The organism is Streptomyces sp. DT2A-34 (genome assembly GCF_030499515.1).
Classification (GTDB): Bacteria; Actinomycetota; Actinomycetes; order Streptomycetales; family Streptomycetaceae; genus Streptomyces.
The window spans coordinates 1,510,535-1,534,885 of record NZ_JASTWJ010000001.1; the positions used below are offsets into that span (position 1 = coordinate 1,510,535).

Below are 24,351 nucleotides of genomic sequence, written 5' to 3' on the forward strand. Positions count from 1 at the left end.
GTCCGCCGGCGTGATCCGATCGTCCCGGGGCACCCACTGCGGACGCCCCGCTCCGTCGGGAAGAAGAGATCACACAGGCAGTGGATCATGCCGTCCCGCTCTCCGGGTACCGTCAGGGTATGAGTCATCCGCACCCCGAGCTGAAAGCCGCCCCGCCCCTTCCCGAAGGAGGGTTGCGGGTCGTCGCCCTGGGCGGTCTGGGGGAGATCGGCCGCAACATGACCGTTTTCGAGCACGCGGGCAAGCTGCTCATCGTCGACTGCGGCGTGCTGTTCCCCGAGGAGACGCAGCCCGGCGTGGACGTCATCCTGCCGGACTTCACCTCGATCCGTGACCGGCTGGACGACATCGTGGCCGTGGTTCTCACCCACGGCCACGAGGACCACATCGGCGGCGTGCCGTACCTGCTGCGCGAGCGGTCCGACATTCCCGTCGTCGGCTCCAAGCTGACGCTGGCGTTCCTGGAGGCCAAGCTCAAAGAACACGGCATCCGGCCGCGCACGGTGCGGGTGCGGGAGGGCGACCGGCGCGGCTTCGGGCCCTTCGACTGCGAGTTCGTGGCGGTCAACCACTCCATCCCGGACAGCCTCGCGGTCGCGATCCGCACCGGAGCCGGGATGGTGCTGCACACCGGCGACTTCAAGATGGACCAGTTCCCCCTCGACGACCGCATCACCGACCTGCGCGCCTTCGCCCGCCTCGGCGAGGAAGGCGTCGACCTGTTCCTCACCGACTCCACCAACGCCGAAGTACCCGGCTTCACCACCTCCGAGCGTGAGCTGAACCCGGCGATCGAGCAGGTGATGCGCACCGCGCCGCGCCGGGTCATCGTCTCCAGCTTCGCCAGCCATGTGCACCGCATCCAGCAGGTCCTGGACGCCGCCCACCAGCACGGCCGCAAGGTCGCCTTCGTCGGCCGGTCGATGGTCCGCAACATGGGCATCGCCCGCGACCTGGGCTACCTGAAGGTCCCCTCCGGTCTGGTCGTGAGCACGAAGGAGCTGGAGAAGCTCCCCGACCACAAGATCACTCTGGTGTGCACCGGCTCCCAGGGCGAACCGATGGCCGCGCTGTCACGCATGGCCAACCGCGACCACATGATCCGCATCGGCAAGGGCGACACCGTCCTGCTCGCCAGCTCCCTCATCCCCGGCAACGAGAACGCCATCTACCGGGTGATCAACGGACTCACCCGGTGGGGCGCCCACGTGGTCCACAAGGGCAACGCCAAGGTGCACGTCTCCGGGCACGCCAGTGCCGGCGAACTCGTCTACTGCTACAACATCGTCAAACCCCGCAACGTCATGCCCGTGCACGGCGAATGGCGCCACCTGCGGGCCAACGGCGACCTCGCCATCCGCACCGGCGTCGACCCCGACCGGGTCGTCATCGCCGAGGACGGCGTCGTCGTCGACCTCGTCGACGGGCGCGCGTCCATCACCGGCAAGGTCCCCGCCGGCAACGTCTACGTGGACGGCATGGAAGTCGGCGGCGCCACCGAAGCGTCCCTCAAGGACCGCCTCACCCTCGCCGCCGAAGGCGTGGTCACGGTCGTGGCGATCGTCGACGCGGACACCGGCGCCCTCGCCGAGGCCCCCGACTTCCTGGCCCGCGGCTTCGTCCACGACGACACCACCTTCGAGCCGGTCATCCCCGTCATCGAGAAGACCCTGGCCACCGCGGCCGAGGAAGGCGTCGGGGACGCGCACCAACTCGAACAACTCGTCGCCCGCGCCGTGGCGAACTGGGCGTTCCGCACCCACCGCCGCAAGCCCCTCATCATCCCCGTCATCATCGACGCCTGAGCCACAGCCCGGCAGCACTGTCCCCGGTTCCGCGGCCCGCGGGCATCGAGGTCGGGCACGGGAGTCAGCAGCCACCCCAGGAGACCAGGGTGGCAACCCACTCCGCATGATGAGTCATCGAGACTACTTCCCAAGGGCTGGAGGCGCGACAACCCTCAGTTCAGCGGGGGTTGTCCCACCTTCGGGACGGTCTCTGAAGTGTCAGGAGCGTCACGGTCACGCCATGCGAGGGCGTGCAGAACCTCGCCCATCTGTAGCAGCCTTCACCCGCAACAAGACCACCGGGCACGACAGAGGAAACCACGTTCGCCGACGGCGTCAAGCACCACCTCATCGACCAGATCCAGCAAGCAGCCGGCGAAAAGGAACGGGTGCTTGGCCGAGTGGAATACCGTTCAGGGGGCTCTGCGGTGCCATAGCATCTGCCCGGCACCGGGCTTGGCGTGGGCCCCTCGCGCCGCCGGGACGGAAATCCTGAGCACCAGCGAGCGGCAAGGAGTCACGGTGACCGTATGCGAGCCTGACGGGGACGGTGGGCCGGCCAGTCGTACTCGGGAGAACGGGCGTGGCCGGGCAGGACGATGACTTTGGCGGGGACGCCGGCGGCGGCGGAGACCGCGGCGCCCGCGGAGTCGCTCGACGTGGTCGCGCGCATGCTCAAGGAGCGCCTCGGGGCCGCGTCGGTGTCGTTCCTGATCACCGACTTCACCGGCGGCTCGGTCGTGCGGCTTGGGGCGGCGGGCAGCGTCGAGACCGATGAACCGGCCCGGCGCATCACGCTGGGCGGCACCCTGTACGACGACGTGATCCGCACCCAGCGGCCGAGCGTGGAGGACAAGGGCGACGGCGCGCTGGTTCGGATCGTCGCCCCTGTGACCAACCGTGGGGACGCCATCGGTCTCCTCGAACTGTTCCTGCCCGCGGCGCCGGACGCGGAGGTGATGCGGGAGATCGGCGAGACCGCGCACGCCCTGGCCTACCTCGTCATCGCGAACCGGTCCTACACCGACATGTACCAGTGGGGCCGCCGTACCGTCCCGCTGAGCCTGGCCGCGGAGATCCAGCACCGGCTGCTCCCGGCGTCGCTGGCGTGTGAGGCGGCGCAGTTCACGGTGGCCGGAGTGCTGGAGCCGACCGACCACGTCGGGGGGTGACACCTTCGACTACGTCATCGACCGGGACACGGGTCCAGCTCTCCGTCACCGATGCCATGGGTCACGACGTCGACGCCGCGCTGCTGGCCACCCTCCTGGTGGGCGCCCTGCGCCGCAACCGGCGGGCCGGTGCCGACCTCGCCGATCAGGCCCGCCAGGCCGACCAGGCCCTGCGCGAACACGGCCGCCACGGCTACGTCACCGGCCAGCTCCTGCGGATCAGCCTGATCAACGGCACAACCGAGTTCATCAACGCCGGGCACCCCTGGCCGCTGCGGATGCGGGACGGACAGGTACGGGAGATCACCCCGAAGATCGATATGCCGTTCGGCTTCCCTGCCCTCACAGCTACCGGGTCCAGTCGCTGGACCTGCGCCCAGGAGACCGGCTGGTGATGCTGACCGACGGCATGCTGGAGCGCAGGCAGCCTCGATCTGTCCGACCTGATCGTACGCACCCGCGATCTGCATCCCCGCGAGGCCGCCCGCACCCTCATCGCGGCGGTCGTCGACGCCCACCACGGTCACCTGCAGGACGACGCGACCGTCATGTGCCTGGACTGGCAGGGCGTCGGCCACTCCCGGTGGGACGCCGACACCGGCGCCGACCTCGCCGACGCCTCCGCCCCGTCACGGACGGGCGGGCGAAGCGGGGAGCTTTGCGCCGGGTGACCGCGTTTCGGGGGCAGGCTCCTGCGGCGGCCGGCCCAGGTGCAGGCCGAGGAGGACGAAGTCGGCGACCAGAATCACCACACCGATGACCAAGAAGTAGAACAGGCCCTTCGCCCCCACTCCGATGATGCCGAGCACGATGGCCACATTGACCAGCAGGAGGAAGAGAGCCATCCGTGTCACCTCATGGTGGGGGAAGTTGGTGGGGCATCAGCGGCGGGCGAGGCAACGTTCGCCGCCCGCACCCGTTCGGTAGGCGAGCTCATAGTGCGCGAAGACCCCCTCTCGTCCTCCGCGAGAGGTTCGCCGTCCGTGCCGCTCCTGGTCGACCACGTCGTGGCCTCGCCATCCCGGATGTCTTCCGCCTCGAACACGGGGCCCCTCCGAGGCAGGTCAGCTGAAGACCGCTGTCTCGTCTTCCTTTCGCTCCTCCGCCCTTACCTGCCTTCGGAGCGTCACCTGCTGGAGAGCAGCCAACTTGCAGGCCGGACGGTGGACGGCTTTCACGCGCGGGGCGATGCCTCGGCGACCGACCGGCCCGTCGCGGTCCAGCGCGCGGCGACGTGGGCGTTGAGCGGCGGACCGGAACACTGTCGCGGGTCAGTAGGTGGCGAGGGAGATGGCGGTGTAGTGCGCGGTGAAGGCCGCCACGGTCAGCGCGTGGAAGACCTCGTGGAAGCCGAACCAGCGGGGTGCGGGGTCGGGCCGCTGGAGGGCGTAGACCACAGCGCCCGCGCTGTAGAGGAGACCGCCGACAACGATCAGGACGACTACGGCTGCTCCGCCGGTGTGCAGGAAGTCGGGCAGGTAGCTCACCGGTGCCCACCCCAGCGCCAGGTAGCACGGGGTGTAAAGCCAGCGCGGAGCTCCGACCCACAGGACCCGGAACGCGATGCCGGCCAACGCTCCCGCCCACACGATCCACAGCAGCACGGACCGCTGGTCCGGCGGGAGCAGGAGCACGGCCAGGGGGGTGCAGGTGCCGGCGATGATCAGGAAGATGTTGGCGTGGTCGAGACGTCGCAGAAGAGCCTCGCCGAGCGGCCCCCACGTGCCGCGGTGGTAGATGGCGCTCGTCGCGAACAGCAGCCAGGCGGTGACCGAGTACACGGCGCAGGCCAGGACCGCCTGCGGAGTACGGGCCAGGCACATGAGTACGACGCCTGCGATCAGTGCGGCAGGGACCATTCCGGCATGGAGCCAGCCACGCAACCTCGGCTTGATCGGTTCGGCCAAGTCGGCCACCCGCTCCACCAGAGCAGCGACCGAGTGAGCCCCCTCCCCCGCATGGTCGCCCGGTGATTGGTCGGGTAGCCCCGCTGTACGGCGCTCTCCACGCGCTGACACGACGTGACCACATTTGACTTCAGCGGCGTCGCGGGACACAGCTTCTCTTCCTCCCCCGGGCCCCTGGGTGTCACTGGCAACCATGCAGTCATGCTAGGAAACCTCACCCGGACACATGACGGGAGGTCGGTCCAGAGCCACGTCGCCGGGCCCGGGACGGTTCGCCACCGTGTGAACTCCAGTCCCGTTGACGCTACCGCCAATTGGGCCTGCCGAAGCCGAGTAGAGCGGCTGGTCATGGGAACGATCAGAGCTTCCGAACGGGCATCTCCGCTCGCCTACGCGCAAGGATCGCCGATGCTTCCTGAGGTCCGCCCCCACGTATCCACCGCCCTCGCAGACCAGTTGGATCACCAACTGGACCTGGCTCCGCATCTCGAGGCCGGCCAGCTCGATGTGGAGCGCGTCGCCGGGATTGCGGTGGTCGCAGCCGCCCACTCCGATGGCTATGCGGCCACCGGCCATCTCCTCGGGCTGCTGGCCGCGCTGCCCGCCCCCACCAAGGCAGGAGAACGCTTCTGGTCGGACCTGTGGAGGTCGTCGGGCACCGCGTACCTGCTGCCCGTCAACATCAAGGCTCCGGTGCTTCGTTCCCTGGCAGGAGAAGGAACCGCCCTGGCCCGGCAGATCCTCTCGGCCGTCGATGAGATGACCCCGCCCCAGCGCGTCGCGGCCGCGGAGGTGATCGGTCAGGCCCTCGTCGAGTCCGACCATCTGCCCGACCTCAAGACACAGGTCATCGGGGAACTGTGGCTCCGAGATCTCGAGCTCACCGCCTGGCGTGTCCTGCACGCAGACCGCAGGTCGGACGATCCGGCTGGACGGAAAGCCTTCCTGGACGCCTGGACGAGCGTCTGAACGTCGGCTCCTTCGAGCTGCACGGCAGCCGCGCGGGACATGCGGTTCCCGTGCCCGACGACGCTTGCAGCGACTGAGGTTGGGAGGTTCCGGGCCGAAGTCGCACCGGCCCGGGCCCTCCACAGGATCAGGGGCCGCGCAGCCATTGCTGCGCGGCCCCTGATCCTGTGCCGGCCCGGCATGAGAGCCGGACGCGGCGTGAATCCCTCGGGCAGGTCGCGAGGTCAGGCCAGGTTGATGTTCTCGGCCTGCGGGCCCTTCTGGCCCTGGGTGACGTCGAACGTCACGGCCTGGCCCTCCTGGAGCTCACGAAAGCCTGTGGAGTTGATCGCGGAGTAGTGCGCGAAGACATCCGGGCCGCCGCCGTCCTGGGCGATGAAGCCGAAGCCCTTCTCCGCGTTGAACCACTTCACGGTTCCCGTAGCCATAGTCATGCCTTCCAGTCGATGAACGCCTCCCACTCCATGTGGCAGACGGAGGTGATCGCCCTGGTTCCTGTGGCACAGCACAGCAAGACGCCCACACCAGGGGCGTGGGCAAGAGGGAATTCCGAACCACGACAGCTGACGCAGACGCTACACGCCCGCACACCGCGTCACCATAGGAAATGATCACGCCGCACACCGAGACCGCGCGTGCGGTGCCCGCCGACGCTGACGGGCACGCTCATCTCATGCTGCTGCCGTTGGGTTGGGTCTGTCAAACGAACGGTGTAACTGGGGTGGTTGGGTTAGTGGCGGGCCGCTGAGAGCCGGCCGTCGAAGGTGATGTCGAAGGCGTTCAACGCGGTCTTCCAGCGCATGGTCCATCGGGCTTGGCCCTTGCCGGTGGGATCGAGGGACATGATGGCCATGTAGACGCACTTCAAGGCGGCCTGCTCGTTCGGGAAGTGTCCGCGGGCCTTGACTGCCCGCCGGATGCGGGCGTTGACCGACTCGATCGCGTTCGTGGTGCAGACGATGCGGCGGATCTCGGTGTCGAAGCGCAGGAACGGAGTGAACTCCTCCCACGCGTTCTCCCAGAGTTTGACGATCGCCGGATACTTCCTGCCCCAGGCGTCGGCGAACTCCGCGAACCGGTCCAGGGCGGCCTCCTCGGTCGGCGCGGTGTAGACGGGCTTGAGGAGCCTGGCGATCTTGTCCCAGTCCTGGCGGGCGGCATAGCGGAAGGAGTTCCGCAGCAGGTGGACCACGCAGGTCTGCACGATGGTGCGGGGCCAGACCGTCTCCACCGCCTCGGGCAGTCCCTTGAGCCCGTCGCAGACGAGCATCAGCACGTCAGCGACGCCGCGGTTCTTGATCTCGGTGAGGATGTGCAGCCAGTGCTTGGCACCCTCCCCGCCGTCGCCGGCCCACAGGCCCAGAATCTCGCGCCGGCCCTCGACGGTCACGGCCAGGGCCACGTAGATGGGCCGGTTGGCGACTGCGCCGTCGCGGATCTTCACGTGGATGGCGTCGATGAAGACCACCGGGTAGACGGCGTCGAGTGGGCGGCTTTGCCATTCGGCCATGCCCTCGAGGACCTTGTCGGTGATGGTGGAGATGGTCTGCCGCGAGACCTCGGCGCCGTAGACCTCGGCCAGGTGGGCCTGGACCTCGCCGGTGGTCAGGCCCTTCGCGGCAAGCGAGATCACCATCTCGTCGACGCCGGTCAGGCGCTTCTGCCGCTTCTTGACGATCTTCGGCTCGAACGAGCCGTCCCGGTCTCGGGGCACGGCTATCTCCACCGGCCCAACCTCGGTCAGCACGGTCTTGGAGCGTTTGCCGTTGCGGGAGTTGCCGCCGTCCTTGCCCGCCGGATCGTGCTTGTCATAGCCGAGGTGGTCGGTGATCTCGCCCTCCAGGGCGGACTCCAGCAGCCGCTTGGTCAGCTGCTGGAGCAGCCCGCCCTCACCGGTCAGCTGCAGACCCTCTGCCTGCGCCCGGCTCACCAACTCGTCGATCAGCTGGTCGTCGACGGCCTTCGCCGACACAGCCGCCGCCGACTCGCCGACCTCGTGCTCGGCCACGTTCTCACTGGTCATCGGTGCATCTTCCATGATCGGGAGTTACACCGAACGATTTACAGTCCCGTTGGGTTCGCTGATTCGGCGGCGCGGCGGTATTCGGCGTTGAGGCGCTGGGCTTCCTCGAGCTGGTCTTCGAGGATGACGATCCGGCAGGCGGCCTCGATGGGGGTCCCGTGGTCGACGAGTTCCCGGGCGCGGGCGGCAACGCGCAGTTGGTAGCGGGAGTAGCGGCGATGTCCGCCTGCGGAGCGGAGTGGGGTGATGAGGCGGTGTTCGCCGATGGCGCGGAGGAAGCCCTGTGTGGTGCCGAGCAGTTCGGCGGCTCGGCCCATGGTGTAGGCGGGGTAGTCGTCGTCATCGAGACGGCCGAACGTGTCGTCTGCTGTCATTGCACCTCTCTGTGGAACGCGTGGAGGGGCCCTGGCGCCGTACTGGCACCAGGGCCCCGAAGGAACTGCTACACCATCTGCCGGCCCTGATACTGCACCGGCCCTCTGTTTCCGCAGACCCGACCGAGATGCTGTCGGGGGCGCGGGGATCGCGGTTGCTTGACCGGAGACCACCTCACTATCGATGTCCTGCGGTACCCGGGACAAAGAATTCCGCCCGGGCGATCCTGATGGCGCTCGCTCCTCCGTTCTTCCCTCTTGATCAACTGCTCACTAACCGAAACTGCGAACTGCTGGTGGCCTCGAACAGCGCCACTCTTCGGCAGCCAGCCCCGTCGCCCGTCCTGCGTCTGCTCTGGCTTAGAACCCCACTGCCGAACCTCCCGGTGCGCGCGCCCGCAGCCGACGCCTTCACCGAGGTACTGCTCACCGACTTCACTGCTGGGTACTGCGAACCTTCACTTACTGGTACTGCCACTGCGGTGCTGCTCATGGCGGCCCCTGATCACTGCGGGCCACCCGGTCCGGTCGTCAGTCCCGTCGCCGTCCTGCAACAACCCTGGCTTCGGAACTCCACCACCGCACCGCCCTGCGAACTGCAACTGCGTACTGCTGCCCGGCAGTTCATCTCTGCCGGGCCTTGCTCGATCTCGGCTACGAGAGAAACCATAACCACCCTGCCGACGAATGTCTACTTCAGCTGGCATAGATTTCCGCGTGGTCGAAGATGAGATAGTCCGTCTCGACCAGTCTGCCTCGACCGGTCCATGGATGGTTCAAGCAGCTTCGGGGCTCAGACCGGCGCGCAGGGATCCCCCGCCGCGCAGCACGTCGGGCTGAGCGTGACGTCGCCAACTGCGCCGCGGCTACCGTCGGCGGGCACCGGCCGACACTGCGTCTCGTGGAGAATTCCACCGGCCGGGACGGACGTTTCCAGCCGTGACGCCCCCCAGGTCGGCCGTTGACGAGCGTGGCAGGAGGCCCTGCGCCGCCCTCGACGGTCCCGGGATGGGCGAGCGCGTCGCCCACCTGGTCACCGGCCGGATGCTGGACTTCATCACTTACGGCGTGACCGTCGTCGGCATCAAACGGCCCGGCGCCGACTTCACGCACGCCACCGCCGAGACGGTCGTCCACCCGGGCGACGTCATCATCGTCACCGGCAGGACCCGTGCCGTGGAGGTGTTCGCGGAGCTGAGGGCACAGTGAGCGGTTGTCCGCGCGCGGCGTGCTACGAGACGGCCGTCGCGGAAAGGTCGGGCGTGGCCGGGGGGCGGCCTGCCGCGGCCGGGAGGCTGAGGACCATGGTGAGCCCGCCGCCGGGAGTGTCCTCGGCGTGCAGAGTGCCGCCCAGGGCCTCGGCGAAGCCGCGGGCGACCGCGAGGCCGAGGCCGACGCCGTTGCCGCGGGGAGCGTCGCCGTAGCGCTGGAAGGGTTCGAAGATGCGGTCCTTGGCCTCGTCGGGGACACCGGGTCCGCGGTCCACCACCCGGACCTCCACACGGTCGGCGAGGGCGCTGGCCGAGACCAGGACCGGCTCGTCGGCGTGGCTGTACTTGACCGCGTTCTCCACGACGTTGGCGACGACCCGCTCCAGCAGTCCCTTGTCCGTGGCGACCATGGGCAGCGTCTCGGGGATGTCCAGCTCCACGGTGTCCTCGGGGATGCCGACGAGCGCCATCGGCACCACCTCGTCGAGGTCGATCTCCCGGATCAGCGGGGTGACCGTGCCGGTCTGCAGACGGGACATGTCCAGCAGATTGCCCACCAGGTTGTCGAGCCGGTCGGCGCCGTCCTCTATCGCGGCCAGGAGTTCGGCGTGGTCCTCCTCGGACCACTCCACGTCGTCGGAGCGCAAGGACGACACCGACGCCTTGATCCCGGCGAGCGGGGTGCGCAGGTCGTGGCTGACGGCAGCCAGCAGGGCCGTGCGGATGCGGTTGCCCTCGGCCAGCTCCTTGGCCTGGTCGGCCTCGTGCTGCAGACGCTGGCGGTCCAGGACCACGGCGGCCTGGGCGGCGAAGGCAGCGAGCACCCGACGGTCCTCGGCGGGCAGCACCCGGCCGGAGAGGGCGAGCGCCATGTGGTCTCCGACCGGCATGTCGACGTCCGCCGCCTCCGGGGACCGGCAGGGACGCGGGCCCGCACTGCCGGCACACGTCCACGGGTCGACGTCGCTCTCCCGTTCCAGCAGGGCCACCGACTCCATGGCGAAGGTCTCCCGGACCCGCTCCAGCAGTGCCTCCAGACTGGTCTCACCGCGCAGTACGCTGCCGGCGAGGAAGGACAGTATCTCCGACTCGGCGCGCAGCCGGGCCGCCTGGTGCGTGCGGCGGGCGGCGAGGTCCACCACGGATGCCACGGACACCGCCACGGCGACGAAGACCACGATGGCGACGATGTTCCTGGGGTCGGCGACGGTCAGCCGATGCAGCGGCGGGGTGAAGTAGTAGTTCAGCAGCAGGGAGCTGAACGCCGCCGAGGCGAGGGCCGGGTAGAGGCCGCCGAGCAGGGCGGCCGCCACCGTCAGCGCCAGGAACAGCAGCATGTCGTTCGCGAGACCGAGGTTCGCGTCGATGTTGGTCAGGAGCAGGGCGAGGATCGCCGGGCCGGCCACGCCGGCCAGCCAGCCGGCGATGATCCGGGAGCGGCCGAGCCGTGCGCCCTGGGCGATGGGCAGTCCGCGCCCCTTGCCCGCCTCGTCGTGCGTGATCAGGTGGACGTCCAGGTCGGGCCCGGAGTCCCGGGCCACCGTCGCCCCCACGCCCGGTCCGAAGACGTACTGCCAGCCCTTGCGGCGGGAGACACCGAGCACGATCTGGGTGGCGTTGACCCCGCGCGCGAAATCGAGCAGCGCCACCGGGATGTCCTCGCCTATCACGTGGTGGAAGGTGCCGCCGAGGTCCTCCACCAGGGTGCGCTGCACGGCCAGTTCCTTCGGGGACGCGGAGGTCAGGCCGTCGCTGCGGGCGATGTAGACGGCCAGCACCTCGCCGCCGGCGCCCTTCTCCGCGAGGCGCGCGGCCCGGCGGATGAGCGTCCGGCCCTCCGGTCCGCCGGTCAGGCCCACCACGATCCGCTCCCGCGAGCCCCAGATCCTGGACACCTGGTGCTCGCTGCGGTACTCGGTCAGGTACTCGTCGACCCGGTCGGCCACCCACAGCAGCGCCAGCTCCCGCAGGGCGGTCAGGTTGCCGGGCCGGAAGTAGTTCGACAGGGCCGCGTCGACCTTGTCGGGCTTGTAGATGTTGCCGTGCGCCATGCGGCGCCGTAGCGCCTGCGGCGACATGTCGACCAGTTCCACCTGGCCCGCGCGGCGGACGACCTCGTCGGGGACTGTCTCCCGCTGCCGTACGCCCGTGATCGCCTCCACCACGTCACCCAGGGATTCCAGGTGCTGGATGTTGACCGTGGATATCACGTCGATCCCGGCGGCGAGCAGTTCCTCGACGTCCTGCCAGCGCTTGGTGTTGCGGGAGCCGGGGACGTTGGTGTGGGCGAGTTCGTCCACGAGCGCCACTTGAGGGCGCCGGGCCAGGACGGCGTCCACGTCCATCTCGGTGAACGTCGTTCCCCGGTACTCCAGTTCCTTGCGCGGGATCTGTTCCAGGCCGTGCAGCATCACCTCGGTCCGCGGCCGGTGGTGGTGCTCCACGAAGGCGACGACGCAGTCGGTTCCGCGTTCGATACGGCGGTGGGCCTCGGACAGCATCGCGTAGGTCTTGCCGACGCCCGGTGCCGCACCGAGGTAGATCCGAAGCTTGCCGCGTGCCATGGTCTCGTCTCTGCGGTCGTGGGCGGTCAGGAGAGTGGTCAGGGCGGTGGAGTGGGCTGCGGTCAGGGTCACCCCTCGAAGCGGTATCCCATCCCGGGCTCGGTGATGAGGTACCGCGGGTGGGAGGGGTCCGCCTCCAGTTTGCGGCGGAGTTGGGCCATGTAGACGCGCAGGTAGTTGGTCTTGTTGCTCTGCGACGCACCCCACACCTCCTGAAGGAGTTGCTTCTGGGTGATGAGGCGTCCGGGATTGGTGACCAGGATCTCCAGCAGGTGCCATTCCGTCGGGGTCAGGCGCACATCGTGCCCGGCGCGGCGGGCCTTCTTGGCGAGCAGGTCGATGGTGAAGTCACCGGTCTCGACCAGGGTCGTCTTGGGTGCGAGCGGCAGGTCCTCGGTGCGGCGGACGGCGGCCCGCAGGCGCGCGAGGAGTTCGTCCATGCTGAACGGCTTGGTGATGTAGTCGTCGGCGCCCGCGTCGAGCGCCGCGACCTTCTCGTCGGAGGCGCGGCGCGCGGACAGCACCAGGATCGGTGCGCGGGTCCAGCCGCGCAGCGCCTTTATGACGTTCACGCCGTCCATGTCCGGCAGTCCGAGGTCCAGCAGGACCACGTCGGGCTGGCGTGCGGCGGCGAGGCGGAGCGCGGTGGCGCCGTCGGGCGCCGGGTCCACGCCGTACCGGCGGGCCTGCAGGTTGATCACAAGGGCTCGTACGAGCTGGGGGTCGTCTTCCACGACCAGCACCCGAGTCATCGGTGTGCGCCTTTCCTGTCATGCGCGGGGCAGAGACCACCACCGGTTTCCTTACGGCGGCGGGAGCCGACGGACTCGGAGTGTGCTCCGGGCCGCCGGCCCCCGCAGGGGGCGCATAACGCCATCAGTTGCTCGCCACGAGATCCTTGAGCGCGATGTTGAGCTCGAGGACGTTCACCCGGGGCTCGCCCATGAAGCCCAGGGTGCGGCCCTCGGTGTGGTCGTCGACCAGCTTCCGCACCTGCGCGACGGACAACCCGTTCTTCTCGGCGACCCGGTGCACCTGGATGTCCGCGTACTCCGGGGAGATGTTCGGGTCCAGGCCGGAACCGGAGGAGGTGACCGCGTCGGCGGGGACCTGCGAGGCCCTGACCGTGTAGCCGGGCACCGAGTTCTCCTTGATGACCTTCGCCTTCGCCTCCTTCACCCACTTGATCAGCTCCGGGTTGTCGCCGGAACGGTTGGTGGCGCCGGAAAGGATCAGCTGGTACTGGGTGTTGACCGAGTTCTCACCCAGTCCGTTGGCCGGACGGGGCTGGAAGTAGTCCAGGCTGTAGCCCTGTTGACCGATCAGCGAGGAGCCGACGACCTCGCCGTCCGCCTTGATCTCGGAGCCGTTCGCCTTGTCGTGGAACAGCCCCTGGGCGATGCCGGTGACGACCAGCGGGTAGATGACGCCGGTCACCAGGGTCAGCACGAGGAGGGCGCGCAGGCCCGCCCCGAGCAACCGGGCGGTGTTGGTAAAGGAGTTGTTCATGGTGATCAGCACGCCTTTGAGAAATTACAGCCCGGGGATGAGGGAGATGAGCAGGTCGATGATCTTGATGCCGATGAAGGGCGCGATCAGTCCGCCGAGGCCGTAGATCCCGAGGTTGCGGCGCAGCATCTTGTCCGCGCTGACCGGCCGGTACTGCACGCCCTTCAGGGACAGCGGCACCAGCGCGATGATGATCAGCGCGTTGAAGACGACCGCGGACAGGATCGCGGAGTCCGGGGAGGACAGGTTCATGATGTTGAGCTTGTCCAGGCCCGGGTAGACGGCCGCGAACAGCGCCGGGATGATCGCGAAGTACTTCGCGACGTCGTTGGCGATGGAGAACGTGGTCAACGCGCCCCGGGTGATGAGGAGTTGCTTGCCGATCTCGACGATCTCGATGAGCTTGGTCGGGTTCGAGTCGAGGTCGACCATGTTGCCGGCCTCCTTGGCGGCCGACGTACCCGTGTTCATCGCCACGCCGACGTCCGCCTGAGCCAGGGCGGGGGCATCGTTCGTACCGTCACCGGTCATCGCGACCAGCTTGCCGCCGGCCTGCTCCCGCTTGATCAGCGCCATCTTGTCCTCGGGAGTGGCCTCCGCGAGGAAGTCGTCGACGCCCGCCTCCTCGGCGATCGCCCTGGCCGTCAGCGGGTTGTCACCCGTGATCATGACGGTCTTGATGCCCATGCGGCGCAGTTCCTCGAACCGCTCCCGCATGCCGTCCTTGACGACGTCCTTGAGGTGGATGACGCCCAGGATGCGAGCGCCCTCGGAGTCCTCGACGGCGACGAGGAGCGGCGTGCCGCCCGCCTCGGAGATGCGGTTGGCGATCGTGTCCGCGTCCTCGGCGACCGTGCCGCCCTGCTCGCGCACCCAGGCGATGACGGAAGCGGTGGCGCCCTTGCGGACCTTGCGGCCGTCGACGTCGACACCGGACATCCGGGTCTGGGCGGTGAACTCGATCCACTCCGCGTGCGCCAGCTCGCCCTGGTGGCGCTCGCGCAGCCCGTACTTCTCCTTCGCCAGGACGACGATCGAGCGGCCCTCGGGCGTCTCGTCGGCCAGCGAGGAGAGCTGGGCGGCGTCGGCCACTTCGGCCTCGGTGGTGCCGCTCACCGGCACGAACTCCGACGCCTGCCGGTTGCCGAGCGTGATGGTGCCGGTCTTGTCGAGCAGCAGTGTGGAGACGTCACCGGCGGCCTCGACCGCGCGGCCGGACATCGCCAGGACGTTGCGCTGGACCAGGCGGTCCATGCCGGCGATGCCGATCGCGGAGAGCAGGGCGCCGATCGTGGTCGGGATCAGACAGACCAGGAGGGCGACCAGCACGACCATCGTCAGGTGCGTGCCCGCGTAGTCCGCGAGGGGCGGCAGCGTGGCCACCGCGAGCAGGAAGATGATCGTCAGGGACGCGAGCAGGATGTTGAGTGCGATCTCGTTCGGCGTCTTCTGCCGGGCCGCGCCCTCGACCAGGTTGATCATGCGGTCGATGAAGGTCTCGCCGGGTTTCGTCGTGATCTTGATGACGATGCGGTCGGAGAGGACCTTCGTGCCGCCGGTGACCGCCGAACGGTCGCCGCCGGACTCCCGGATGACCGGGGCCGACTCACCGGTGATCGCCGACTCGTCGACCGAGGCGACGCCCGCTACGACGTCGCCGTCGCCGGGGATGACGTCGCCGGCCTCGCAGACGACCAGGTCGCCGACCTTCAACTCCGTACCCGGCACACGCTCTTCCGAGGAGCCGTCCTCGGCGAGCCGGCGGGCGACGGTGTCGGTCTTGGCCTTGCGCAGGGTGTCGGCCTGGGCCTTGCCGCGGCCCTCGGCGACGGCCTCCGCCAGGTTGGCGAAGATCACGGTCAGCCACAGCCAGACGCTGATGGTCCAGCCGAACCAGTCGCCCGGGTCCTTGAAGGAGAAGACGGTGGTGAGGACGGACCCGACCAGCACCACGAACATCACGGGGGACTTGATCATCACCCGCGGGTCGAGCTTGCGGAAGGCGTCCGGCAGCGACTTGACCAGCTGCTTCGGGTCGAAGAGCCCGGCGCCGACACGGCCTTCCTTGTGACCGGTCGGGACATCCTGGTGGGGAGCCCGGGTGGGAGTGGTGGCGGTGGACATGCTGTCCTCTTGCTTCTTGGTGTCGGTGGTCATGCCGCCAGTCCTTCCGCCAGCGGGCCGAGCGCGAGGGCAGGGAAGTAGGTCAGACCGGTGATGATCAGGATCGCGCCCACCAGCAGGCCGGTGAACAGCGGTTTCTCGGTGCGCAGGGTGCCCGCGGTGGCCGGGATCGGCTTCTGCTCGGCAAGGGATCCGGCCAGGGCGAGGACGAACACCATCGGCAGGAACCGGCCGAGCAGCATCGCGAGCCCGATCGTGGTGTTGAACCACTGCGTGTCGGCGTTCAGGCCGGCGAAGGCCGAGCCGTTGTTGTTGGCGCCCGAGGTGTAGGCGTACAGGATCTCGGAGAACCCGTGCGCCCCGCTGTTGGTCATCGAGTGGGCCGGGGTCGGCAGCGCCATCGCGGCGGCGGTGAAGACGAGCACCAGCGTCGGGGTGATGAGGATGTAGCAGGCCGCGAGCTTGATCTCGCGGGTGCCGATCTTCTTGCCCAGGTACTCGGGCGTACGGCCGACCATCAGGCCGGCGATGAACACCGCGATGATCGCCATGATCAGCATGCCGTAGAGGCCGGAACCGACACCACCGGGTGCGATCTCGCCCAGCTGCATGCCGAGCAGCTGGATGCCGCCGCCGAAGCCGGTGAAGGAGGAGTGGAAGGAGTTGACCGCGCCGGTCGAGGTGAGGGTCGTGGAGACCGCCCAGATCGACGAGGTGCTGATGCCGAAGCGGACCTCCTTGCCCTCCATGGCGCCGCCGGCGATGTCGAACGCCGGGCCGTGGTGGGCGAACTCGGTCCACATCATCAGCGAGACGAAGCCGAGCCAGATCACGGCCATCGTGCCGAGGATCGCGTACCCCTGCTTCAGCGAGCCGACCATGCGGCCGAAGGTGCGGGTCAGCGAGAAGGGGACGACGAGGATCAGGAAGATCTCGAAGAGGTTGGAGAAGGGGGTGGGGTTCTCGAAGGGGTGGGCGCTGTTGGCGTTGAAGTAACCGCCGCCGTTGGTGCCGATCTCCTTGATGGCTTCCTGCGAGGCGACCGCGCCGCCGTTCCACTGCTGCGAGCCGCCCATGAACTGGCCGACCTCGTGGATGCCGGAGAAGTTCTGGATCGCGCCGCAGGCCACCAGGACGATCGCGGCGATCATCGAGAGGGGCAGCAGGATGCGGGTCACCCCGCGCACCATGTCCGACCAGAAGTTGCCGAGCTCACCGCTGCGCGAGCGGGCGAAGCCCCGTACGAGTGCCACGGCGACAGCCATGCCGACGGCCGCGGAGACGAAGTTCTGCACGGCCAGCCCGGCGGTCTGCACGACATGGCCCATGGCCTGCTCGCCGTAGTACGACTGCCAGTTGGTGTTGGACACGAAGGACGCGGCGGTGTTGAACGCCTGGTCCGGGTCGATGGAGGCGAAGCCCAGCGAGCCGGGCAGCACGCCCTGGAGCCGCTGCAGCAGGTAGAGGAAGAGGACGCCGGCGGCCGAGAACGCCAGGACGCCGCGCAGATAGGCGGGCCAGCGCATCTCGGTGCTCGGGTCGGCACCGATGCCCTTGTAGATCCACTTCTCGACACGCCAGTGCTTGGCGGAGGAGTAGACCTTGGCCATGTAGTCGCCCAGGGGGCGGTAGGCGAGCGCCAGCGCCGCGATCAGCGCGAGCAGCTGGAGCACGCCGGCGAGTACGGGACCCATGTCGCCCGCTGCGGTAGCAGCTGATGTCACCGTCAGAACCTCTCGGGGAATATCAGGGCCAGAACGAGATAGCCCAGCAGGGCGACGGCCACGACGAGGCCGACGATGTTCTCGGCGGTCACAGCTTCGTCACCCCCTTGGCGACGAGAGCCACGAGCGCGAACACCGCGATCGTGGTGACGACGAAGGCCAGATCGGCCATCGTGAACTCCTGAGTGAGGTTCGTTGGACAGGGACGGTTAGAGGAAACAGCCTCGACGGCCGGAATCGACCGCCGTTGACGGGTCCCTTACGGCGCCCTGCGCGACCTTGACGGAACTCATACGCCGGCCGCGGCGAGGTCAGGACAACCGGAACCGCAGCCGGCGGATCGCCGCATCCGTGTCGCGCCGTACCGCGTGGGCCCCCTTGTCCTACGACGCTGCCTGGCGCCAGGCCCGCCCGGACCGTTGTCCCGACGAAATGGCCTGTCGACTCCATGGCCATCGACGGCGAGTGCGGGCGGCGGTATCTGTGATCCGTACGGTCGAGCGGTGAGATCACTCGATCGTGAGTTCTTCCGCTGTCGCACCCGGTGGGACGCGATGCTCGCAAGGAGGGTGTGCGCCCAGGGCTGCCTGGATGTACGACGGGTGAGGGGGATGGCGTGACGCAAGAAGCGGGCCGGCGCGGGGGCTTGGACGGCCAGGCGCTGTTGCTGGCTGCCGGGCTGGCTGATCTGGCGGTGAGCACGGTGGGGTCGGCCCTGGGGACCGTGCGGGGGCTGCTGCGCCGGTCGGATGCCTCGGAGTTGGCGGCGGAGGCCGAGCACGAGCTCATGGCGCGTGGGCGTCTGGTGCTGGACCGGTACGCGGCAGTGCCCCCGGCCCACTTGGAGATCCTCGCCCAGCGCGCCCTGGCTCGGAAGGCCGCCGGTGACGTCTGACCGGTGGGAGCAGGACGCGTTCAAGGCCCGTGTCGACGAGGTGGTCCGTCGGTTCGTCGCCCGGGAGGCCGACGAGCTCGCGGCGGTCGATCCGATGCTCGGTGCGGTGGCCGAGAGGCTGGAGGCGGCGGTCGCGGACGGCAAGCGGCTGCGGGCGGCGTTCTGCTACTGGGGGTGGCGGGCGGTGGGGCAGCCGGACAGCGACGCGCTGGTGCGGGCGGCGGCCTCGATGGAGCTGGTGCATGCCGCCGCCGTCGTGCACGACGACCTCATCGACGACAGTTCGCTGCGGCACGGGCGCCCCACGACCCACGTCGCCCTGCGCGGGGCCGTAGGGGCTCGTCCGGACGCCGATGCCGCCGCGCGGTCGTTGGCGATGCTGGTGGGGGACCTGCTGATGGCGCTGGCCGGGCAGTTGTTCGCCACCAGCGGGCTGCCCACCGCGTATCTCGTCCGGGCCCGCCCGTTGTGGGCGGTGATGGCCCGTGAGCTGATCGCGGGCGAGTGTCTGGAAATCCTGCGGACCGGAGCCGCTCCGGACACCGCGGCATCGCTGAAGGTGATCCGGTACAAGACCGCCAAGTACACCGTCGAACAGCCCCTGTTGATCGGTGGTGCGCTGGCCGGCGCGGGCGCGCGGTTGCGCGAGGGCTACTCCGCGTACGGGCTTCCGTTGGGCGAGGCGTTCCAGCTCCGGGACGACCTGCTCGGGCTGTTCGGAGACCCCGAGCTCACCGGCAAGGCCAATGCCGACGATGTGCGCGGCAGGCGGCCCACGGCGCTGCTGGCAGAGGCGTGGCGTCTCGCCGACGGCGCGGAGCGCGAACTGCTGAACTCCCTGCTGGGCCAGGGTGACACGGACGGGGAGACGCTCGACGCGGTGCGCGAGGTGATGCGCCGGCTGAGGGCGCCCGACCGCATCGAGGACATGATCCAGGCCCGGGTCGAGGAGGCCCTCGGTGCGCTCCACGAACTGGATCTACCCACGCACGCCGCCGGCGGACTGACCACGCTGGCGCGTTCCGCAGCAGTACGCCTGTCCTGACCCTCGCATCGGGACGGCACGAGCCCGTGTCGTCCCGGGCAGCCGGCCTCCCGCCTGTCGTGCACGCTCCCGAGGAAGACGAGGAACCCTCCATGCCCTACACCGACGCATCGATGGACGGCCTGCGGCAGGCCGGGGACGAACTCGCCGATGCCACCGTCGCCGAGCTCTTCGAACGGGGGGAGGTGGGCAAGTTCAACACCCTGATGCGCTACGTCTCCACGGCCGGCGCTCCCCTGCCGGACGGGCTGCCCGACGTCGCTCGCCAGTACCTCGAAACCACCCGCGTACCGCCCTCCTGGGTGGACTGGGCGGAGATGGAGAAAGCCCGGCTGTTCTTCATCGACAACAACGTGCACATCTCCACGGCGCTGTCCTTCGCCTCCATGCCCGCCTGCTACCTCGTCCCGCACGTGGCGAAGCTGCTGTCGGCCACCCACGGATTGAAGTACCCCTCCAAACGGATGGCGGAGACCGGCCAGTTCACCGTCCATCTGATGCAGCCCGACGCCTTCGAGGCCGGCAGCCGCTTCATCCCCGCCGCCCAGAAGGTCCGCCTCCTGCACGCCGCCATCCGCCATCACCTCGCTCGCGAGAACCGGTGGGACACGGCGACGCTGGGCACGCCGATCTGCCAGGAGGACATGATCGGCGGGCAGATGTTCTTCTCCCTGCTCGTCCTGGACAGCCTTCACCGCCTCGGCATCCACATGTCGACCGAGGGCGCGGAAGCGTACTACTACGCGTGGCGCGTCGTCGGTGCCATGCTCGGCGTCGACCAGGAGGCCGTCCCCCGAACTCTCGACGAGGCCCGCCAGTTCCTCGACCTGTACATGGTCCGGCACATGGGGCCGTCCGAGGAGGGCGCGCATCTGACCCGGCAGCTGATCGACCTCTACGAGGAGGTGGTGCCCGGCACCCTCTTCGACCCCATCGTCTCCGCCCTCATCCGCCACCTCGTCGGCGACACCTGTGCCGACTGGCTCCACGTGCCGCGCACGTCGTGGGACACCGCCGTGAAGGCCGTGCCCCACCTCCTCGGCGTCCTGGAGACCATCGAGGACCGCTCCCCGCTCGGTGCCTGGGCCCTGGACCGCCTCGGCCACCTCACCACGGTCCTCGAGTTGTCCTCCCTCACCCGTGGACGCGTCATGCACTACGCGATCCCTGAAAGCCTCAAGAAGGACTACGGCATCACCAGCGGGGTGCCCCGCACCCACCGGTGGACCCCGCCGGCCGCCACCGTCTGACGCCCCGTGTCGCGGCGTGGGATCGAAGGGGGTCCTCGCGCCGGGCAAGGGACGGTGTACGTGCCTTCTCGTGGCCGTGATTCCAGTGACGCGCATGGCTGCGGTCGAACGTGAGACCCCGCACCCCGCACCCCGCACCCAGGGACCTCTCGGAAGGGGACGAGTTGCAGGGCTCCTCTCGAGGGGCCGTGGAGCTGCCGCCGCACATGGCCCGCTCCGGGGTGACCTCGTACGACAATGGGCAAGCCTCCCCTCGTGCACTCTCTCCCCCGGCCTGCTGCCCGCCCTGCAAACGGCAGGCCGTACCAACGCCCGCCCGCTACCCCCTCACGGTCACGGCGGCGGCCCTGAACAGCCTCGGCAAGCAGCTCACGGTCCGCGCCGACGGACCTCCGTCAACCCTTCGCCGCAGGCTCCAGCATCGCCACGCACTCCACATGATGCGTCATCGGGAACATGCGGACGCCGATCAGCGCCCCCTCCCCCGCCCGCGTATCAAGCAGCAGTCACGTCGCGCAGCACACCGGCCAGGGGGATTCGGATCATGTACGGCCCAACGGGTTCGGCAGCGGCAGATAGCGGGCGTCGGCGCCGTCCGCGCCGTTCCAGCGCAGCAGCAGGTTGGTCTTGCCGGGGAGGGTGGGGGCCGCCAGCAGCTCCGGGATCTCGGGAAGGTCGTGGCGGGCCAGCTCGCGGCGGGCGGCGGGCCAGGGGGCCAGCGTCGGGTGGTGTTCGGCGAGGGCGCCGGCGATTTCGACGAGGTGGTTGACGACCAGGCAGTACACCAGCCGCTCCCAGCCCGCCGCCCGCTCCACCTCGGGCAGCAGCTTCACGCCCTCGGCGTCCCGGAACAGGGCCTGCGCGGGGAGGCCGTCGGCGTCCACGGCGACCAGCGTGTTCTGCAGGTGCGCTTCGAGTACGACGCCGTGGTCGGCGAAGACCGCGAGGGCGGGCGGGACGACCTGGGCCAGGTACGCCTCCCACCACACCGCCGGGTCCGCCGCGGCGGCGAGCGGGCTGCCCTCGAAGCCCTCGACGAGCCCGGCGGCGAGCAGCGGGGTCGTGCCGGGGAGCAGACGGTCGTGGAAGCCGTCGCGGACCAGGACCGCGAGTTCCTCGAAGGCGAAGGCGGCGGTGCGGTAGCCGCGGTCGCCGAGCCAGCCGGCGGGGCCGTCGAGCGCGGCGAGGGCGGTGGCCGCGGCCGTGTCGGTGCGGCGGAGTTTCAGCAGGTCGTGGCGCCAGAGGCGACGGATGTCGTTGGTGATGCGTACGTCCAGGCTGAACTTCAGGAAGAGATCGCGCTCGGGGGCGTACAGCGTGCGGATCGCGGCCGTCGGCCAGGCGTCGAAGCCGGTCGTGCCCAGCCGCAGCAGCCTGCCGTCCGCGAACGCCCCGGCGAGCTCCCGGCCGACCAGGTCGAGCTGCCAGGGGTGCGCGGGCAGCAGCCGGTAGCCGGGCGGCGCCTCGCCGAGGGCGTCCAGGGCGGAGGTGTCGCCCTCTTCCACGACCGTGTCCTCGCGCAGGCCGAGCAGCGTCAGCGGGAAGCGGCCGTGCGCCTCGGGGGCGTACGGCAGCCAGGCCGCGACCGGGCCGCCGCCGCGCGCCTTGGGGGCGGGGTGGTAGGGGTGGCCGGTGAGGAGGGACTGCTCGGAGCGCAGGTAGGGGTCGTTCGGGGGCACCGCACGCTCGCGTGCCGTGAGCAGCGCGGCCACCGCGTCCCGGCTGTCGATCATCTCGGCGGGCAGTTCGTGGTTGGACAGACCGGTGTGGCGGCGCAGCTCGTCGGCGACGAGTTTGACGAGCTCGGTGTGCCCGAGGCGCTGCCAGGCACCGGCCACCCGCACCTCGGGCTCGGCAGGCCGCCGCTCACCGAGGACCCGCAGCAGGCGGCCCGTGCCGGGCAGCCGGTACACCTGCCGCTCGCCGGACCCGCCGTGCGGTTCGGCCACCTCGCGCAGCAGGCAGTTGAGCAGGGGCGCGACCGCGTGGGCGTCGGCGCGTTCCGCGACGTCGGCGGCGGGTGGAGGGTTGAGGTGCACGCGATCCACTCGTTCTCTACGGGCCGTCCAGGACGGTCTCGGGTCCGTTCAGGACGGTCCCTACGATCCGGTCAGGACGGTCTCTACGGTCCGTCGGGCGGGAAGACGATCAGTATGTCTGTCGTCGGTGCCCGCCCCGACGCCCTACTCGTACCCGAGGAGCCCGCCCGTGCACCGTCCCCCCAGCGCCGAGGCCAAGGTCGCCGCCGAACTGGCCGATGTCCGCCCCGAACTCGCGTCGCGCTACGCGGCCGAGCTCCCCGGGGCCCGCGCGGCGGTGCTGACCCGGCTGTGGCGTGCGCTCACGCACGAACCCCTGCCCTGGGTCGCCGGCCGTGAGCGGGGCCGGGAGGGCCTCACCCTGCGCCTTTCCGACGGCCGCCGGCTGCACGGCCCGCACCCGGACCCGTACGCCACCGCCGCGTACGTCACCGCCGTGCGGCTCGACGAGACGTCGTACGACGATCCGGCCCGGCTGCCGGCCGACCTCTCCGTACCGCATGGCACGTCTCTCGCCGCCGAACTCGGCCACAGCGTCGCCTCGTTGGCGCTGTCGCGGGCCGGGCAGGCGGCCGGGCAGGACGCTCACTCGAAGGAATGGCCGCTGCGCGACTGGGAGTGGGAGCAGCGGGTGGTGGACGGGCATCCGTTCCACCCCAACTGCCGTTCCCGGCCCGGCTTCTCGGTCGCCGAGCAGCTGGCGTACGGGCCCGAGCACCGGCCGGTGGTCCCGCTGGGGCTGGTGCCGGTGCGGGCGGACGAGTGCCTGGTGACGGGCGCGTGGCCGCGGGGGATGCGGGACGGGGAGCGGCTGCTGATCCCCGTGCATCCATGGCAGGCCGAGCATGTGCTCAAGCGTCCCCGCGATCCCTACGGCGACGGCATCGCCGCGCATCCGCTCATGTCCCTGCGGACGCTCGCCCTCCCCGACGGACCGCACGTCAAGACGGCGCTGAGTGCCCGGCTGACGTCCTCGGTGCGGGACATCTCGGTGTACTCGATCGCCCTGTCGGCCACGCTGTCGGACTTCGCGGAGACGCTGGCGGCGCGGACGGACGGGCTGCTGCACGTCACCCGTACCTTGGGGGCCGCCACCGCGAACTCGCCGGATCTGGCGGCGGTCGTACGCGAGTCGCCGCAGGAGTACGCGGGGCCCGGAGAGCGGGTCGTGCCGGTGGCCGCGCTCGCCACCACCGGGCTGCCCGAATCTCCCGCCTGGCTCGCCGAGTTCACGCGTCTCGCCCTCACCGTGGGGCTGCGGCTGCTGGAGCTGGGGGTCGCGCTGGAGGCGCACGGTCAGAACCTGCTCGTGGTGCTGTCCGCGAGCGGCTCCCCGGTGCGCCTGGTCTACCGCGACCTGGCCGACATCCGCGTCAGCCCGGCCCGGCTGGCCCGGCACGGCATTCCGGTGCCGGAGCTGACCGGCCGCATCGTCACGGACGATGTGACGACCCTGCGCCGCAAGCTGTTCGGCTCGCTGGTGGCCGGGGCGCTGGCGGGTACGGCCGGCTCGGGGGCCGCGTTGCGCGGGGTGCTGGAGGCGGTCGTACGGGATCTGCCGGGTACCTCCGATCTGGCGGCGCTGCTCGACGAACCGCTGCCCACGAAGGCGTTGACGCTGATGCGGCTGTCGCCGGGGACGCCCGGGGATCAGTGGGCGGAGCTGCCCAATCCGCTGGTCACCGCGGTGTTCTGACCGGTTGTCCGGCAGGTGTTCCGATCACGTTTTGAAGCGGAACACCTCTGATCAATAAGATC

General features: G+C 69.7%; 19 protein-coding genes and 1 pseudogene. 8 read left to right on the forward strand and 12 right to left on the reverse strand.

Annotated elements, in window-relative coordinates; translation table 11 throughout:
• Nucleotides 1-119: 119 nt before the first annotated feature.
• A complete protein-coding gene (locus QQM39_RS06555; protein ID WP_301995680.1) occupies nucleotides 120-1,805 on the forward strand; it encodes a ribonuclease J in 1,686 nt (561 codons plus the stop codon).
• Nucleotides 1,806-2,386: 581 nt separating this feature from the next.
• Nucleotides 2,387-3,630, forward strand: a pseudogene (locus QQM39_RS06560) (PP2C family protein-serine/threonine phosphatase).
• Here QQM39_RS06560 and QQM39_RS06565 read toward each other — a convergent pair.
• Both QQM39_RS06565 and QQM39_RS06570 read right to left on the reverse strand, forming a co-directional pair.
• The gene (locus QQM39_RS06565) at nucleotides 3,589-3,804 is read right to left on the reverse strand and encodes a hypothetical protein (RefSeq protein ID WP_302003951.1); all 216 of its coding nucleotides are present in this window, start codon (nucleotides 3,802-3,804) and stop codon (nucleotides 3,589-3,591) included. The pseudogene QQM39_RS06560 and the gene QQM39_RS06565 overlap by 42 nt on opposite strands.
• 426 nt (nucleotides 3,805-4,230) lie before the next feature.
• Nucleotides 4,231-5,061 carry a hemolysin III family protein gene (locus QQM39_RS06570; protein ID WP_301995681.1) on the reverse strand — a complete coding sequence of 277 codons (831 nt, stop codon included), beginning with the start codon at nucleotides 5,059-5,061 and terminating at the stop codon, nucleotides 4,231-4,233.
• A gap of 213 nt (nucleotides 5,062-5,274) precedes the next feature.
• Between QQM39_RS06570 and QQM39_RS06575 the strand changes: the two genes are divergently transcribed.
• Entirely contained in the window at nucleotides 5,275-5,835 is a 561-nt protein-coding gene (locus tag QQM39_RS06575) for a hypothetical protein (protein WP_301995682.1), read from the forward strand.
• A 224-nt stretch (nucleotides 5,836-6,059) separates the two neighbouring features.
• Here QQM39_RS06575 and QQM39_RS06580 read toward each other — a convergent pair whose 3' ends face one another.
• The 3 genes from QQM39_RS06580 to QQM39_RS06590 all read right to left on the reverse strand — a co-directional run bounded on the left by QQM39_RS06580 (nucleotide 6,060) and on the right by QQM39_RS06590 (nucleotide 8,232).
• Complete coding sequence (locus QQM39_RS06580) at nucleotides 6,060-6,263, reverse strand: cold-shock protein (RefSeq protein WP_030052720.1); 204 nt, start codon at nucleotides 6,261-6,263, stop codon at nucleotides 6,060-6,062.
• A gap of 302 nt (nucleotides 6,264-6,565) precedes the next feature.
• Nucleotides 6,566-7,858 (reverse strand): IS256 family transposase, encoded by a 1,293-nt coding sequence (locus QQM39_RS06585; RefSeq protein ID WP_301994513.1) that lies wholly within the window; start codon nucleotides 7,856-7,858, stop codon nucleotides 6,566-6,568.
• A 38-nt stretch (nucleotides 7,859-7,896) separates the two neighbouring features.
• Nucleotides 7,897-8,232 (reverse strand): MerR family transcriptional regulator, encoded by a 336-nt coding sequence (locus QQM39_RS06590; RefSeq protein ID WP_301995683.1) that lies wholly within the window; start codon nucleotides 8,230-8,232, stop codon nucleotides 7,897-7,899.
• Nucleotides 8,233-9,240: 1,008 nt separating this feature from the next.
• On the opposite strand from QQM39_RS06590, the gene QQM39_RS06595 reads away from it, so the two are divergent.
• Nucleotides 9,241-9,441 (forward strand): TrkA C-terminal domain-containing protein, encoded by a 201-nt coding sequence (locus tag QQM39_RS06595; RefSeq protein ID WP_301995684.1) that lies wholly within the window; start codon nucleotides 9,241-9,243, stop codon nucleotides 9,439-9,441.
• A 22-nt stretch (nucleotides 9,442-9,463) separates the two neighbouring features.
• Here QQM39_RS06595 and QQM39_RS06600 read toward each other — a convergent pair whose 3' ends face one another.
• The 6 genes from QQM39_RS06600 to kdpF form a co-directional block, all read right to left on the reverse strand.
• The gene (locus tag QQM39_RS06600) at nucleotides 9,464-12,007 is read right to left on the reverse strand and encodes an ATP-binding protein (protein WP_302003501.1); all 2,544 of its coding nucleotides are present in this window, start codon (nucleotides 12,005-12,007) and stop codon (nucleotides 9,464-9,466) included.
• 68 nt (nucleotides 12,008-12,075) lie between these two features.
• Entirely contained in the window at nucleotides 12,076-12,759 is a 684-nt protein-coding gene (locus tag QQM39_RS06605) for a response regulator (RefSeq protein ID WP_301995685.1), read from the reverse strand.
• Nucleotides 12,760-12,883: 124 nt separating this feature from the next.
• The gene (locus tag QQM39_RS06610; protein ID WP_301995686.1) at nucleotides 12,884-13,516 is read right to left on the reverse strand and encodes a potassium-transporting ATPase subunit C; all 633 of its coding nucleotides are present in this window, start codon (nucleotides 13,514-13,516) and stop codon (nucleotides 12,884-12,886) included.
• A gap of 24 nt (nucleotides 13,517-13,540) precedes the next feature.
• Nucleotides 13,541-15,673 carry a potassium-transporting ATPase subunit KdpB gene (gene kdpB / locus QQM39_RS06615; protein WP_301995687.1) on the reverse strand — a complete coding sequence of 711 codons (2,133 nt, stop codon included), beginning with the start codon at nucleotides 15,671-15,673 and terminating at the stop codon, nucleotides 13,541-13,543.
• On the reverse strand, nucleotides 15,670-17,334 hold the full coding sequence (gene kdpA, locus QQM39_RS06620) for a potassium-transporting ATPase subunit KdpA (protein ID WP_302003502.1): 1,665 nt from the start codon (nucleotides 17,332-17,334) through the stop codon (nucleotides 15,670-15,672). Before kdpA ends, kdpB begins: the two co-directional genes overlap by 4 nt.
• A gap of 32 nt (nucleotides 17,335-17,366) precedes the next feature.
• Nucleotides 17,367-17,456 carry a K(+)-transporting ATPase subunit F gene (kdpF, locus tag QQM39_RS06625; protein ID WP_016434100.1) on the reverse strand — a complete coding sequence of 30 codons (90 nt, stop codon included), beginning with the start codon at nucleotides 17,454-17,456 and terminating at the stop codon, nucleotides 17,367-17,369.
• Nucleotides 17,457-17,980: 524 nt separating this feature from the next.
• Between kdpF and QQM39_RS06630 the strand changes: the two genes are divergently transcribed.
• The 3 genes from QQM39_RS06630 to QQM39_RS06640 all read left to right on the forward strand — a co-directional run bounded on the left by QQM39_RS06630 (nucleotide 17,981) and on the right by QQM39_RS06640 (nucleotide 20,554).
• A complete protein-coding gene (locus QQM39_RS06630; protein ID WP_301995688.1) occupies nucleotides 17,981-18,259 on the forward strand; it encodes a polyprenyl synthetase in 279 nt (92 codons plus the stop codon).
• A complete protein-coding gene (locus QQM39_RS06635; protein WP_301995689.1) occupies nucleotides 18,249-19,304 on the forward strand; it encodes a polyprenyl synthetase family protein in 1,056 nt (351 codons plus the stop codon). The genes QQM39_RS06630 and QQM39_RS06635 overlap by 11 nt, the downstream gene beginning before the upstream one ends.
• Nucleotides 19,305-19,396: 92 nt before the next feature.
• Entirely contained in the window at nucleotides 19,397-20,554 is a 1,158-nt protein-coding gene (locus QQM39_RS06640; protein ID WP_301995690.1) for an oxygenase MpaB family protein, read from the forward strand.
• 542 nt (nucleotides 20,555-21,096) lie between these two features.
• Here QQM39_RS06640 and QQM39_RS06645 read toward each other — a convergent pair.
• Nucleotides 21,097-22,602 carry an IucA/IucC family siderophore biosynthesis protein gene (locus tag QQM39_RS06645; protein ID WP_301995691.1) on the reverse strand — a complete coding sequence of 502 codons (1,506 nt, stop codon included), beginning with the start codon at nucleotides 22,600-22,602 and terminating at the stop codon, nucleotides 21,097-21,099.
• A gap of 160 nt (nucleotides 22,603-22,762) precedes the next feature.
• Between QQM39_RS06645 and QQM39_RS06650 the strand changes: the two genes are divergently transcribed.
• The gene (locus QQM39_RS06650; RefSeq protein ID WP_301995692.1) at nucleotides 22,763-24,289 is read left to right on the forward strand and encodes an IucA/IucC family protein; all 1,527 of its coding nucleotides are present in this window, start codon (nucleotides 22,763-22,765) and stop codon (nucleotides 24,287-24,289) included.
• Nucleotides 24,290-24,351: the final 62 nt, after the last annotated feature.